The sequence below is a fragment of the Pseudomonas sp. RGM 3321 genome, from assembly GCF_022836805.1.
Classification (GTDB): Bacteria; Pseudomonadota; Gammaproteobacteria; order Pseudomonadales; family Pseudomonadaceae; genus Aquipseudomonas.
This window is the reverse complement of the sequence record NZ_JALHBH010000091.1, coordinates 38851-53482: the sequence shown is the minus strand read 5'-3', so window position 1 is coordinate 53482 and position 14632 is coordinate 38851. Positions and strand designations below refer to the sequence as shown.

The window sequence follows — 14632 nt, the reverse complement described above, 5'->3', positions numbered from 1 at the left end:
GGGTCAACGTCAGGGCAGTCGGACTTGTCAGTCCGACTGCCCTTTCGTTTACAGCGAAGCGTCCACCTTTTTCGCGGCGTCTTCGCTGACCCATTTGTGCCAGACTTCGGGGTGCTCTTTCAGGAAAATCTTCGCCAGCTTCGGCGATTCGATGCGTTCCTTGGCCATGCGCCCCAGGTTCTGGTTGAGCAAATCGATAGGCAGGTTGACCTTTTCCAGGACGGCGACCAGTTCAGGGGCCTCATCGTGGAACACTTTGGACACGCCGACCTTGATATCGATGGTCTTGTTGACCCCGGCTTTCTCCTCCAGACGCACCAGATCCACCTGGCCCATGAGCGGGGTCGGCGACCAGTAGTAGGTCAGGATCGGTTCGCCACGTTTGTAGCTGGAGAGAATAGCCGCATCCAGCGCAGGGCCAGTACCCGGGCGGAAGTTGGTGTATTTGCTTTCCAGGCCATAGCTCTTGAGCATTTCGCTGTTTTCCAGCTCGCAGGTCCAGCCAGCCGGGCAGTTGTAGAAGCGGCCTTTGCCGGGTTCTTCCTGATCCTTGAACACCGCCGAATACTGGGCCAGATCGCTGATGGATTTCAGGTTGGGCGCCTTGGCTTCAAGCTTGCGTTTGGCATCGCCTTCGATCACGTAACGCGGCACGTACCAGCCTTCGACTGCGCCAACGATGGGTGCGCCGACACCGACCACTTTTCCGGCTGCGGCGGCCTTGTTCCAGACTTCGCTGCGGCCGACCCATTCTTCGGCGAAAATCTGGATATCGTTGGTGCCCAGGGCGTTTTCCATGGCGATCGAGTTACCGGGCAGGGCGTCCACGGCGCAGCCGTAACCCTTGTCCAGAATGACCTGCAGGACGTCGGTCAGCAGCATCGCGCTTTCCCAGTTCAGACCGGCGAACTTCACCGGTTTGCCTGATTCGCACCAGCCTGCAGCCTGACTTGCGCCTGCACTGGCGAGCAAGCCTGCGGATACCAAGGTGGCCAACAGGGCCTTTTTCATTTTCATTATCGATGCTCCCAAGCTTGAAATGGATGGCGGCAGCTTCAAGTAGGCATCCGGCCCGTGGGCATGTTCATGCCCGTTCCCCGAGTCTGTCGGTTTGATAACCGCAGACTCCTTAACGCCCGATCATCGGCAGGTTCAAGCCCTGCTCTTTGGCACAGTCGATGGCAATGTCATAACCGGCATCGGCATGGCGCATCACTCCGGTGGCCGGGTCGTTGTGCAGGACGCGGGCGATGCGCTCGGCGGCTTCGTCGGTGCCGTCACAGACGATCACCATCCCGGAATGCTGCGAGAAGCCCATGCCCACGCCGCCGCCGTGATGCAGCGAAACCCAGGTCGCGCCGCTGGCGGTGTTGAGCAGGGCATTGAGCAGCGGCCAGTCGGAGACGGCATCGGAGCCATCGCGCATGGATTCGGTTTCGCGGTTGGGGCTGGCGACCGAACCGGAGTCCAGGTGGTCGCGACCGATCACCACCGGTGCCGACAGCTCGCCGCTGCGGACCATTTCGTTGAACGCTAAACCCAGCTTGGCGCGCTGACCCAGGCCGACCCAGCAGATACGCGCGGGCAAGCCCTGAAAGCTGATGCGCTCGCGGGCCATGTCCAGCCAGTTATGCAGGTGATCGTCGTCCGGGATCAGCTCTTTGACCTTGGCGTCGGTCTTGTAGATGTCCTGTGGGTCACCCGACAGCGCGGCCCAGCGGAATGGCCCTATGCCACGGCAGAACAACGGGCGGATGTAGGCCGGAACGAAACCGGGGAAATCGAAGGCATTGGCGACGCCGACTTCCTTGGCCATCTGGCGAATGTTGTTGCCGTAGTCGAAGGTTGGAATACCCGCTTGCTGGAACGCCAGCATGGCTTCGACGTGTTCGGCCATCGACTGCTTGGCAGCCTTGACCACTCCGGCCGGCTCGTTCACCGAGCGGGCGCGGTACTCATCCCAGGTCCAGCCTTTGGGCAGGTAGCCATTGAGCGGATCGTGGGCGCTGGTCTGGTCGGTGACCATGTCTGGGCGCACGCCGCGACGGACCATTTCCGGCAGAATTTCTGCTGCGTTGCCGCACAGGGCGATGGAGATGGCTTTGCCTTCGGCGGTGTATTTGGCGATGCGTGCCAGAGCGTCATCCAGATCAGCCGCCTGCTCGTCGACGTAGCGGGTCTTGATGCGGAAATCGATACGGCTCTGCTGACATTCGATGTTCAGCGAACAGGCCCCGGCCAGTGTGGCGGCTAGCGGTTGCGCGCCACCCATGCCGCCCAGTCCTGCGGTCAGCACCCAGCGGCCCTTGAGATTGCCGTCATAGTGCTGGCGTCCGGCTTCGACGAAGGTTTCGTAGGTGCCTTGCACGATGCCCTGGCTACCGATGTAGATCCAGCTGCCTGCGGTCATCTGGCCATACATTGCCAGACCCTTGGCATCCAACTCGTTGAAGTGCTCCCAGCTGGCCCAGTGCGGCACCAGGTTGGAGTTGGCGATCAGCACGCGTGGAGCGTTGCTGTGGGTCTTGAACACGCCGACCGGCTTGCCGGACTGCACCAGCAGGGTCTCATCATCGTTGAGCTGAGTGAGGCTTTCGACGATTTTGTCGTAGCACTCCCAGTTGCGCGCGGCACGGCCAATGCCACCATAAACCACCAATTCGTTGGGGTTTTCAGCGACTTCCGGGTCGAGGTTGTTCATCAACATGCGCAGTGGTGCTTCGGTCATCCAGCTTTTGGCCGTCAATTGGGTGCCGCGAGCAGCCCGTACGACGCCTTCGCGGTAGCGGGTCCAGTCCTGCTTCAGGTCTTGATTATTCTCGGTCACAAAAAAATCCTCGGCGATCAATTCGAACCAGCCCGTTGAAGGGCGAGCAGTGCCTGGCGAAGCAGGCCGATTCAGTCCGGTAGAAAGGCAGAATGTTTAGCCTGTCTCTACTTGTACATACAAGCATATGCAATCAGAAGACCAACTTTACCCGACGGCTATTCATTGATCGTTCGATGACTCTTCGGCTCAGTATTTTCAGGGGGTAGCGGACTTTTCCGAACGGGCGAACAAATGTGTGAGGTGAAGTCAGGCCTGTTACCTGAAGCGTGATTTGCGCGCTTTTGGGGCGGCAGGTAACAGAATGGTGCGGGAAATGTGCGCAGGGTCGCCGGGTCAACACCGGTTATTTATCGAGGCCTGCAAAATCACCGTTGGGAGGGCCTGAATTGTGTTGCCTGAGGATGGGAACGATCCCGCTCAAGCATGCGTCATACCCAAGCCTGAGCGAGCATTCACTGGCCCCCGATTAGTCTTTACGGGCACTTTCATGTTTAAATTGAACGCTCGTTCAAGTTAAACCGGTGGTTCGCTGCCCGCTCACAACAGGAGGCTTACCCTTGCCGTATCCGCTTTTTGCAGTTGGTTTTATCAGTCCGGAGGCACGCAACCGATGAGTTCTCCGAGTACCTCTTCAAGCGGCACCGTCCGCATGAACGCTCCAGTGTTCTACTTCGCTGCGAGCTTTATTCTGATTTTCGGCATCGTTGTCATTGCCTTCCCGCAAGCCAGCGGAGAATGGCTGCTGGCGGCGCAAAACTGGGCGGCCAATACGGTCGGCTGGTACTACATGATGGTCATGACCTTGTATCTGGTCTTCGTGGTGGTCACCGCCTTGTCGGGCTTCGGCAAGATCAAGCTCGGTGCCGACCACGACGAACCCGAGTTCAGTTACCTGTCATGGGCCGGCATGTTGTTCGCCGCGGGCATCAGCATCACGCTGTTCTTCTTCTGCGTTTCAGAGCCACTGACGCACCTGCTGCAACCGCCGCAGGGCGAAGGCGGTACGGCTGAGGCCGCGCGTCAGGGCATGCAGTTGCTGTTTCTGCACTGGGGCCTGCATGGCTGGGGCGTGTTCGCCTTTGTCGGCATGGCGCTGGCCTACTTCGCCTATCGCCACAACCTGCCGCTGGCCCTGCGTTCGGCGCTGTACCCGCTGATCGGCAAACGCATCAATGGCCCTATCGGTTACGCGGTCGATGGCTTCGGCATCATTGCGACCATCTTCGGCTTGGGCGCAGATATGGGCTTCGGGGTACTGCACCTGAATTCCGGTCTGGATTACCTGTTTGGCGTGGCGCATACCCACTGGATTCAGGTCGGTCTGATTACCCTGATGATGGGCGCGGCGATTCTGGTCGCGATAGCCGGTGTCGACAAGGGCGTGCGCGTCATGTCCGACATCAACATGCTGCTTGCCTGTGCGCTGCTGCTGTTCGTGCTGTTTGCCGGCCCGACTCAGCACTTGCTCAACACGCTGGTGCAGAACATCGGTGACTATCTGGGGGCGTTGCCGAGCAAGAGCTTCGACGTCTACGCCTATAACGAGCCGAGTGACTGGCTGGGCGGCTGGACCGTGTTCTATTGGGCCTGGTGGATTGCCTGGGCGCCATTCGTGGGCCTGTTCATTGCGCGTATTTCGCGTGGCCGGACCATCCGCGAGTTCGTCTTCGGCGTGCTGTTGATCCCGCTGGGTTTCACCTTGGCCTGGATGTCGATCTTCGGCAACAGCGCCATCGATCAGGTGCTCAACCACGGCATGACTGCGCTGGGCCAGTCGGCCATCGATGATCCATCGATGACCCTGTACCTGCTGCTGGAAACCTATCCGTGGAGCAAGACCGTCATTGCGGTCACGGTATTTATCAGCTTTGTGTTCTTCGTGACGTCGGCCGATTCGGGCACGGTGGTGCTGTCGACGCTCTCCGCCAAAGGCGGCAATCCTGACGAAGACGGTCCGAAATGGCTACGGGTGTTCTGGGGTGTGGCGACTGCACTGATCACCAGCGGCCTGCTGTTCTCGGGCAGTATCGATGCGCTGAAATCGGCGGTGGTGCTGACGTCGCTGCCGTTCTCGCTGATCCTGCTACTGATGATGTGGGGCCTGCACAAAGCGTTCGTCATGGAATCCCAGCGCCAGATTGCGCAACTGTATTCGTTGGCGCCAGTGTCCGGTTCAAGGCGCGGCGGGTGGCGTCAGCGCCTGAGCCAGGCCGTGCATTACCCGTCGCGAGACGAGGTGTACCGCTTCCTCGACCAGACCGTGCGTCCGGCTATTGATGAAGTGACGGCGGTGTTTGTCGAGAAGGGTTTGAACGTGGTCAACGTACCTGACCCGTCCAACGACTCGGTGACCCTGGAAATCGGTCATGGCGAAGAGCGTCCGTTTATCTACCAAGTGCAGATGAAGGGCTTCTTCACCCCTTCGTTCGCCCGTGGCGGCATGGGTTCCAAACAGCTGAACAACCGCCGCTACTATCGCGCCGAGGTTCACTTGAGCGAAGGCAGTCAGGACTACGACCTGGTGGGCTACACCAAGGAACAGGTCATCAACGACGTGCTCGATCAGTACGAGCGGCATATGCAGTTTCTGCATCTGGTGCGGTGATCGGGGCGTGGGGGGCGGTCACAACTATCGCCCCTCACGCTCTGCGCCGCGCCACATAATCAGGAGAGGACGCAGAGCGTCCAGAACGACATGCGACGCGGAGCGTCGCACGATGGCTGAAGTCATCGTTCTCCACCCTCCAGCGTAGGCGCGAGATTGTGTCGGGCTCATGTACTCTCGCGCTCCACCAATCTGCACCCCAGTAAGTTCAGCCGCTGTATGTCTCCCTCCGCTGGCAACACTCCAAGGCTTTCAAGCACCCGCGTAGCGGCCATTACGCCGATCTCCAGTGCGGGCGGTTTGATGGTGGTCAGGCTGGGTAGCATCATTTCTGCGAAGGCGTAATCGCCGAAGCCCATCACGGCGCAATCCTGCGGAATGCTCAGGCCTGCGCGCTGGCTGGCGAGCAGGGCGCCGGCTGCCAGGTTGTCGTTGGCGAAGAAGATGGCGTCGGGGCGCGGTGTTTGGCTCATCAACGTTTCCATGGCCTGTTTGCCCGCCTCGAACGGTGCGCGTCCGGCGTCGGGGACAAAGACCCACGGTTTGATGCCGAGCCCTTCGAGTGTGGTGATATAGCCGTCACGCCGCTCCAGTGCGCTGAAGTCGCCTGCGATGCTGTTCTGCACGAACGCGATACGGCGGTAGCCCTTGTCGTACAAATAGCGGGCTGCCGTGACGCCGACGTCATAGTGAGAAAAGCCAATCTGGATCGGGCTGCGTTCGGGCTGGTGGTCCCAGGTTTCGATCACCGGGACATCGGTCTGCTCGATCATTTTCTCGGTAGCCGGGCTGTGGAAGTGACTGGTCAGCACCAGCGCAGCCGGAGACCAGCCCAGAAACGCCCGCACTGCGCTTTCTTCCTGTTCAGCGGAAAAGTAGCTGGAGGCCAGCAGCAACTGGAAACCATGCTGGCTCAGCGTGTCGCTGAAACCTTGAATGGTGTTGGCGAAGATCGGCCCGGAGATGTTGGGAATCACCATCGCAACCACCCGGCTGCGCGCCGACGCAAGGCCACCAGCCACCAGGTTGGGCACATAACCCAGCGCATTGACCACGGCTGCAATCCGCTCACGCAGTTCGGGCGAGACTTGCTCCGGCTGATTGAAATAGCGCGACACGGTAATGGCTGATACACCGGCCTGACGCGCCACTGCGGTGATCGTCACCCGGCCTGCGCCTCGGCGTTTGCGTGTCGCGGGTTTCTCGTCGGCCATGCTCGATCACTTCGTATAAAAGTAAAAAGAATATAAAACTAATTTTTCAGTATTGGACGATCTATTCGCCGTTTCCTGATACTGGCGATGTTAGCGCTAACAAAGATGGTTTGTCTGCTACTCGCCACCGCGAATGCCCGGACCCCGGTTTAGCCAGCAATCAACAGGCGCCAGTGCGTATCGCATTGTCGGATCAGGGCATATTTCAAGCAGGCACGCAGATGCACACAACACATGGGGATAGCATCAAACACACGCTTCTGGCGCAAGCCATCGATCAGGCTCATGCGGCGCGGGGGCGTCGTTATGGCTGGCTGTTGATGGGGCTTACGGCGTTGCCGTGGGTTCCGGCAATGGCAGATAACGCAGCAACGCAGAGCACTGAAGCGGTAGCGCTGGAGTCCGTCACCGTAACGGCCACGCGCCGTGAAGAGTCGCTGCAAAAAGTACCGGTCGCAGTTTCGGTGATTCAGGGCGAGCAACTGGAGCGGGACAATCGTAACGGCGTGGCCAGCATCGTGCAGCAAGTGCCTTCGCTGAATTTCCGCACTGGTGCGTCCAACAAGGACACCTCGCTGTTCATTCGTGGTGTCGGCACCATTTCCACCTCGCCGGGTGTCGAGCCCACGGTGGCGACAGTCATCGATGGCGTGGTGTACGCGCGTCCGGGCCAGGCCACGCTGGACCTGCTCGACCTTGAGCGCATCGAAGTGCTGCGCGGCCCGCAAGGTACGTTGTTTGGCAAGAATGCCTCGGCTGGCGTGCTCAACGTCACCACCAAGGCACCGACCGAAGAGACCCACGGTTACATCGATCAGTCGTACTACAGCGGCAACGAAAGCCGCACCCGTTTCGGCATCGGCGGCAGTCTGATTCCACAAACCCTCAAGGGCTCGATTACCACGCTGTTCGGCAGCTATGACGGCAACGTCGATAACAAGCTCAACGGTCAGGAGGTCAACGGTTACAACCGCAAGGGCGCACGCGGCAAGCTGGAATTCACGCCTAACGACGACATCACCTTCACCCTTGCCGCGGACTACATGCAGTCCCATGACGATGCGCCCAATGGCGTAGTGAGCAAGGCGCTGACCCCGGCGTTCGCCAGTGCGCTGTCCCCGGTACGCGCAGATAGCGACAACCGCAACGTGCTCAGTGATTACCGCAGCCATGTCGAGGACGTCAACAAGGGCCTGTCCGGCCAGCTCGACTGGCAACTGGGCGATTATACCCTGACTTCCATTACCGCCTGGCGCGGCTGGGACAACACCCAGTATCAGGATGGCGACCGTCTCGGCACTGTCACCGCTGCCTTCCCCGGCACCGAAGACAAAGGCGATCTGGAGTTCAACCAGTATTCCCAAGAGCTACGTCTGGCGTCGCCGAAAGGCCAGTTTGTCGAATACGTGGGCGGTCTGTTTTACATGCACGGCAAGAGCGACGAGACCTATCAGCGCACGCTGATCACCCCGACCCGTCAGGACCGTGGCATCGCTGATTACAGCACCACCACCGACAGCTACTCGGTATTCGGCGAAACCACGTTCAACTTCACCCCGGACTTCCGTGCGATTGCCGGGGCACGCTGGACCCACGACGATCTGGAATACGATCATCGCCGCGTATCGACATCGGCTACGACCGTCAGCGGTATTCAGCCTGCGACCAGCAGTTCCGGTTCGGTGGACGAGGACGGCAAGTCCGGTCGGCTGGGTCTGCAATACGACCTGAGCGACAGTGTGATGACCTACATCACCTACTCGCGCGGCTACAAAGGCCCGGCCTACAACGTGTTCTTCAACATGCAGCCGCGTGACACCGACGCTTTGAAACCGGAGACCTCGAACACTTGGGAAGTCGGCGTCAAGGCCACCACCTGGAACAATCGCCTGACCACCAACCTGGCGGTGTTCCACAGCGATTACGACAATTATCAGGCGAACTTTTTCGACAGCGTTGCCGGGCAGGTCGTCACGCGCCTGATCAACGCAGGCAGCGTCAGCACTGAAGGCGTCGAGCTGGATTACGCCTTGCAGGCCACCCGTAACCTGAAATTCTCCGGCGCGCTGTCCTACACCAAGGCGCGCATCGACAGCTTTGCCTGCCCGGCCGGTGCGGCGGCGTCCTGCAATGTCGATGGCAAGACACTTCCGTACAGCCCGGACTGGAAAAGCTACGTTCGCGCTGACTACACCATTGCGCTGGACAACGGCCTGGATATCGAACTGGGCACCGATTACAGCTGGCAGAGCGAAGTGCAGTACGACATTAGCCAGAACCCGGATACCAAACAGGGCGCTTACGGCATCTGGAATGCCAGCGTTGCGCTGGCCGATTACAACAGTGGCTGGCGCGTGGCACTGCTCGGCAAGAACCTGGCAGACAAGTCCTATTCGCCGATGTTGGCCACGGGTGGCAGCTATGTTTACCGGTCTGTACCGCGTGATGACCAGCGTTATTTCGGCGTACAGCTACGCAAGGATTTCTGAGTCGTGGCCCGCGGTAACACAGTAAGGAGTGAAGAATGAGCACGACAGCTCGACAGATGAAACTCGGCGCTTTTCTGATGGCCACCGGGCACCACGTTGCGGCCTGGCGTCACCCGGATGTGCCTGCCGATGCAGGGCTGGATTTCAAGCACTACCGGCACGTGGCCAAGGTCGCGGAAGCGGCGAAATTCGATACGTTGTTCGTGGCCGACAGTGTGGCTGCCGCCACCGGCGATATCGCCAGCCGCATGGCCCGTTCTGATCATTTCGAGCCGTTGACCCTGCTCTCGGCGTTGAGCGCGGTGACCGATCACATTGGTCTGATCGCCACGGCGACTACCACCTACAACGAGCCTTATCACGTGGCGCGCAAGTTCGCCTCGCTGGATCACTTGTCCGGGGGACGAGCGGGCTGGAATCTGGTGACCTCCGATGCCGCCGCCGAAGCGCAGAACTTCGGGCGCGCCGAGCATGTGGGGCATGCCGAGCGCTACAGCCGCGCACGGGAGTTTCATCAGGTGGTGACCGGTCTGTGGGACAGCTGGGCAGATGACGCGTTTACCCGCGACAAGACCAGCGGTGAATATTACGACCCGGCCAAATTACATGTGCTCAATCATCACGGTGAGCACTTTAGTGTCAAAGGCCCGCTGAACGTGGCGCGCTCGCCGCAAGGGCAGCCCGTGGTCGTGCAGGCGGGCTCCTCTGAAGTTGGCCGCGATCTGGCGGCGCAGACCGCGGAAGTGGTGTTCACCGCACAGACCTCGCTGGCCAGTGCCCAGGCGTTTTATGCGGACATCAAGGGCCGCCTCGGCGCATACGGACGTGACGCAGATTCGCTGAAAGTCATGCCCGGCGTGTTCATCGTAGTGGCAGAAACCGAGGCGTTGGCAAAAGCGAAATTTGAGTCGTTTCAGGAGTTGGTCGAGCCTCAGGTTGGTGTCGCCCTGTTAGGCCGTATGCTGGGCAATTTCGACCTGTCAGGCTACCCGCTGGACGGCCCATTGCCAGAGCTGCCGCTGACGGACAGCGGCCAGCGCAGTCGGCAGAAACTGCTCACCGAACTGGCCAATCAGGAAAACCTGACCCTGGCGCAACTGGGACGGCGGATTGCCGGTGGGCGAGGGCATTACAGCCTGATCGGTACGCCTGAGCAGATCGCTGATGAGCTGCAAACCTGGTTCGAACACGGCGCGGCAGACGGCTTCAACGTGCTTGTGCCGCATTTGCCGGGAGGTCTGGAGGACGTCGCGCAATTGCTGGTGCCGGAGCTGCAGCGGCGCGGGCTGTTTCGTACTGAATATGAAGGCACAACGTTGCGCGAGAACCTGGGGCTGCAGCGGCCTGCTTATGGATTTTGATAATTCCCGTATCAGATACCGAACCTGGCTGCAGAGAGGTGACGCGCAGCGTCACGGGATGCATGCCAACGCGGAGCATTGGCACGAGAGTCGACCGAGAAAGGATCACCCATGAAACCATTCACGTTTATCGCCGCCATTCTGGCCTTCAGCGGTCTGTTCGGTACAGCTTCTGCCGACGAGCCCGACACTCTTCGCATCGGCTATCAGAAGGGCTCGATCACGCTGGTGCTGGCCAAGGAAAACGGCCTGCTGGAAAAGCGGTTTCCCGAGAAAAAAATCAAATGGATCGAGTTTCCGGCCGGGCCGCAGATGCTGGAGGCGCTGAACATTGGCAGCCTGGACATCGCCTCCACCGGAGACATCCCGCCGATCTTCGCCCAGGTTGCAGGTGCCGATCTGGTCTACATCGGTACCGAGCCGGCCAAGCCGCAGGCGGAAACCCTGTTGGTGCGCAACGAAAGCCCGGTGCACAGCGTCGCGGAATTGAAAGGCCGCAAGGTCGCGCTGCAGAAAGGCTCCAGCTCGCACAACGTGGTGCTGCGTTTGCTCAACAAAGCCGGCCTGACCTTCAAGGATATTCAGCCAATCTACCTGACCCCCGCCGATGCCCGCGCCGCCTTTGAAAACGGTAGTGTCGATGCCTGGGCAATCTGGGACCCGTACTACTCCATCGCCCTGAACGAAGGCCACAGTCGCCTGCTGGCCAACGGCGAGGGGCTTGGATTGTCCGGTCCGTTCTATACCGCACGGCGGGCGTTTGCTGACGAAAACGCGGCGCTCGTGCAGCAGGTTCTCGACGAACTGACCGTCGCCGATGGACTGACTCGCTCGCAACGCAACGAAAGCATTCAGATCCTGGCGCGCAGCATGGGCTTGTCCGAAGCGGTCATCACTCAGTATCTTGATCATCGACCTGAATCACCCAGCCTGGCGATCACAGACGAGATCGTGCGTGCGCAGCAGGCGACCGCCGATCTGTTTTACGACAACCACCTGATACCCAAGCGGGTCGATATCCAGCAGGTGGTCTGGCAAAAGCCATGATTCTCGCGTCGCGAGCAGACGCTTCTGGCTCCCCAACGCACCGCAAGACGCCTCGAATATCCCCCAGACAAGAGAGGAATCAATGACTTACATCGCTGCCGAAAATCGTTACAACGACATGCCTTATCGCCGTACCGGCCGCAGCGGGCTGGTGCTTCCGGCGCTTTCGCTCGGCCTGTGGCACAACTTCGGTGACAGCACGCCGATCGACACTCAGCGCGCCATGTTGCGCACGGCGTTCGATCTGGGCATCAACCATTTCGACCTGGCCAACAACTATGGCCCGCCCTACGGCAGCGCTGAGGTCAACTTCGGTCGCCTGTTGCGCGAAGACTTCAAGCACTATCGCGATGAACTGATCATCTCCAGCAAGGCTGGCTGGGATATGTGGCCAGGGCCGTACGGGCAGGGCGGTGGTTCGCGCAAATACGTGCTCGCCAGCCTCGATCAGAGCCTGCAGCGCATGGGCCTGGATTACGTCGATATTTTTTACTCGCACCGCTTCGACCCGGACACCCCGCTGGAAGAAACCGCCAGCGCGCTGGCTACGGCAGTGCAGCAGGGCAAGGCGTTGTACATTGGTATCTCGTCGTATTCCGGGGCCAAGACCCGCGAAATAGCGGCGTTGCTCAAAGAGTGGAAAGTGCCTCTGCTGATTCACCAGCCGGCCTACAACCTGCTCAACCGCTGGGTCGAGAAAGACCTGCTCGACGCTACCGAAGAGCTGGGCGCGGGCGTGATCGCCTTTACCGCGCTGGCCCAAGGGCTGCTATCGGACAAGTACCTGAACGGCGTGCCCAAGGATGCGCGGGTCAATCGTCCGGGCGGCGGCTCGTTGCAGGCTTCGCACCTGTCCGAGCAGAACATCGCCCACGTGCGCGCGCTCAACGAAATCGCCCAGCGTCGCGGTCAGAGCCTGGCACAAATGGCCCTGGCCTGGACGCTGCGCGATCCGCGCGTGACCTCCGCGTTGATCGGTGCGAGCCGTCCGGAGCAGATTGTCGAGAACGTCGGCGCGCTGAAGAACCTCGCGTTCAGTCCCGAAGAACTGACCGAGATCGACAGCTTTGCGGTGGAAGGCGGAATCAACCTGTGGGAAAAACCTTCTCTGGCAGAGTAGGCACAGCCGTTTCCGGGTAATAAGTCAGGCCCTGCGTGGGTCGCCATCGCACGTTGAAAAATGCGTCAGGCGGCTCACTCGCCTGCGCTGGCAGCAACGCCGGGTTGTTCAGTGGCTTCCACTGGATAACAAAGAAGGGGGGCGGGCTCATGATTTTTTCCTCCTGCCCTCGGCAATGACCAATGGATCGGCTGAGTACTGCGAAGGGATTTCGTCCAGCGTCCAGATACGAAAGTCTGCGGGCGGGGCGAAATCCGGGTCTGGCGGCGACTTGGTGTGATACTCGGGATAGTGCGTCTGAAAGTCGATGGCGGCCTGCACGAGCAGTGGTTCACTGAAGCGCCTGCCCCAGAACGCTGCCGTAATGGGTAATTGCTTTGGGATGCCTGTAGCGCCATGACCGATGGGCAGTGTCAGCATGGGCCAGGCCAGCGCGTTGGGCATATCGAAGTACATACGCTGTACCGGGAGTGTTTTCGCCAGTGCGCCTGCCCGCTCGCCGATGTGAGCTCCGAGCGGTAGCACCATCATGAAGTCAATCTGATAGTCATTCAGTGCCTTTTCAAAATGCCCCTGTTGTTGACGACGTTTGTTCTCTGCTTCGAGTCTGATCCCCACTGGAATGAGTGAGGCAATCTGATCGAAGGACTCTGGATGTCTTTGTAGCAAATAGTCTCTGTGGTCTTGATTCTCCAGCAAGTCTGCAAAGTCACGCACGGCTGACCAGTGCCGGGTTTCCAGTTGATTGGCGTAACTGGTAACGGCTTGAGCGTTGACGCTCATCAGAATGCTGCCATCACTGTCCAGCACGTCATGAATGGGTTCTGGCGAGGAGTAAGGAATGTTTTCAAGGATTTCAGCATCCAGCCAAGGAAAGTCGATGACCTTGGCACCCAGCGCTACAAGCTGATCCTTGAACCTGATGAAGGCAGCGCCGTAGTCCGCGTCGTAAGACTGCGCAGGGGGCTGGCCGGGCGAAGACATCCAGTCCGTCTGCGGAATGCCTATGGTCAGCCCTTCCAGAGGAACAGAGCCGGGGGTAGGGGTAATGCAAAGCTGCTCGCCTATCGATGGGGCCGACAGGCTTTGCGGGTCGTTTTCTCCATCAGGTCCGGCAATTACGGACAGTATCAGCGACGCATCGCGAATCGAACGGGCCATGGGGCCGACCACATCCCAACCGCTTCGCAGTGGCATCACTCCGCCGCCAGACACCAGCCCCAGCGATGGTTTTATTGCGCTGGCACCATTGGCAGCCGCAGGAATGATAATCGAGCCGGCCGTCTCTTCGCCCAATGCTGCGGCACACAGACGCGCCACCGGAGCGACCCCCGAGCCCTGACTGGATCCACCCGGCGTACGTGTCGGGTCCCACGCATTCCCGGCAAACTGGCCGACCGTATGGGTCGAGAGTTCGGAGCAGATGGTATGACCGATAATGATTGTGCCCTGAGCCCTTAGCCGGGCTACGCATGTTGCATCACGTAATGCCAGGTTGCCGGAAAAAGCCTGAGTGCCGTTTTTGCTTTCAAGGCCCTGGAGGGCGAAGGAGTCTTTTATGCCGAAGGGGATTCCGCACAGCGGAGGTGCCGGACCGCGTTCATCGTCTGGAGTGGTCAGCCATTGATCGGCGAGTCTTGCCTGCTCCAACAGTGTCGAGAAATCCTCCATGCGCACAAAAGCGTTGTATTTGCCGTTATTGCCGTAGGTTTCTTCCGGACCATTGAACTGAAGGATGCGGCTCCAGTACGCCATGAACAGTTGTTCAGAGGTCAGCTTTTCAGGATTGCCCTCGCGCAGCAGCGCGGCGAGTTCGACGATGTCGTAGTCAACAATCCGCTCGCGTCGTTCAATGCTTGCACCACGCGGCAGTGCCGCCAGCAAGCGCGCGTTGTTGGCTTGCTCACGGGGTGTGGCGGCAGGTTCAATAAGTAACTGACTTTCCATAGTGACAAGCTCCTTCTGC

The 14632-nt window shown here is 59.8% G+C and carries 10 protein-coding genes; 5 read left to right on the top strand and 5 right to left on the bottom strand.

Annotation, left to right across the window (positions count from 1 at the left end):
* Nucleotides 1–48: 48 nt before the first annotated feature.
* Together RGM3321_RS04610 and hutU are read right to left on the bottom strand one after the other, a co-directional pair.
* Nucleotides 49–1017, bottom strand: coding sequence for an ABC transporter substrate-binding protein (locus tag RGM3321_RS04610; protein ID WP_244391782.1), 969 nt, complete (start codon nucleotides 1015–1017; stop codon nucleotides 49–51).
* A 112-nt stretch (nucleotides 1018–1129) separates the two neighbouring features.
* Entirely contained in the window at nucleotides 1130–2827 is a 1698-nt protein-coding gene (gene hutU, locus RGM3321_RS04605) for a urocanate hydratase (RefSeq protein WP_244391781.1), read from the bottom strand.
* Between the two features lie 652 nt (nucleotides 2828–3479).
* Here hutU and betT point away from each other — a divergent pair.
* Nucleotides 3480–5435, top strand: a complete 1956-nt coding sequence (gene betT, locus RGM3321_RS04600; RefSeq protein WP_244391794.1) for a choline transporter BetT — start codon at nucleotides 3480–3482, stop codon at nucleotides 5433–5435.
* A gap of 167 nt (nucleotides 5436–5602) precedes the next feature.
* Here betT and RGM3321_RS04595 read toward each other — a convergent pair whose 3' ends face one another.
* Complete coding sequence (locus RGM3321_RS04595; RefSeq protein WP_244391780.1) at nucleotides 5603–6649, bottom strand: LacI family DNA-binding transcriptional regulator; 1047 nt, start codon at nucleotides 6647–6649, stop codon at nucleotides 5603–5605.
* 173 nt (nucleotides 6650–6822) lie between these two features.
* On the opposite strand from RGM3321_RS04595, the gene RGM3321_RS04590 reads away from it, so the two are divergent.
* The 4 genes from RGM3321_RS04590 to mgrA all read left to right on the top strand — a co-directional run bounded on the left by RGM3321_RS04590 (nucleotide 6823) and on the right by mgrA (nucleotide 12666).
* Entirely contained in the window at nucleotides 6823–9138 is a 2316-nt protein-coding gene (locus tag RGM3321_RS04590; protein ID WP_347880963.1) for a TonB-dependent receptor, read from the top strand.
* Nucleotides 9139–9173: 35 nt separating this feature from the next.
* Complete coding sequence (locus tag RGM3321_RS04585; protein ID WP_244391778.1) at nucleotides 9174–10499, top strand: LLM class flavin-dependent oxidoreductase; 1326 nt, start codon at nucleotides 9174–9176, stop codon at nucleotides 10497–10499.
* Between the two features lie 111 nt (nucleotides 10500–10610).
* On the top strand, nucleotides 10611–11546 hold the full coding sequence (locus RGM3321_RS04580; protein WP_244391777.1) for a sulfonate ABC transporter substrate-binding protein: 936 nt from the start codon (nucleotides 10611–10613) through the stop codon (nucleotides 11544–11546).
* An 82-nt stretch (nucleotides 11547–11628) separates the two neighbouring features.
* A complete protein-coding gene (gene mgrA, locus RGM3321_RS04575) occupies nucleotides 11629–12666 on the top strand; it encodes an L-glyceraldehyde 3-phosphate reductase (protein WP_244391776.1) in 1038 nt (345 codons plus the stop codon).
* Here mgrA and RGM3321_RS04570 read toward each other — a convergent pair.
* Nucleotides 12632–12817: a hypothetical protein gene (locus RGM3321_RS04570; RefSeq protein WP_244391775.1), complete on the bottom strand. Its 186-nt coding sequence runs from the start codon at nucleotides 12815–12817 to the stop codon at nucleotides 12632–12634. The genes mgrA and RGM3321_RS04570 overlap by 35 nt on opposite strands.
* The gene (locus tag RGM3321_RS04565) at nucleotides 12814–14613 is read right to left on the bottom strand and encodes an amidase (RefSeq protein ID WP_244391774.1); all 1800 of its coding nucleotides are present in this window, start codon (nucleotides 14611–14613) and stop codon (nucleotides 12814–12816) included. Before RGM3321_RS04565 ends, RGM3321_RS04570 begins: the two co-directional genes overlap by 4 nt.
* Nucleotides 14614–14632 lie beyond the last annotated feature (19 nt).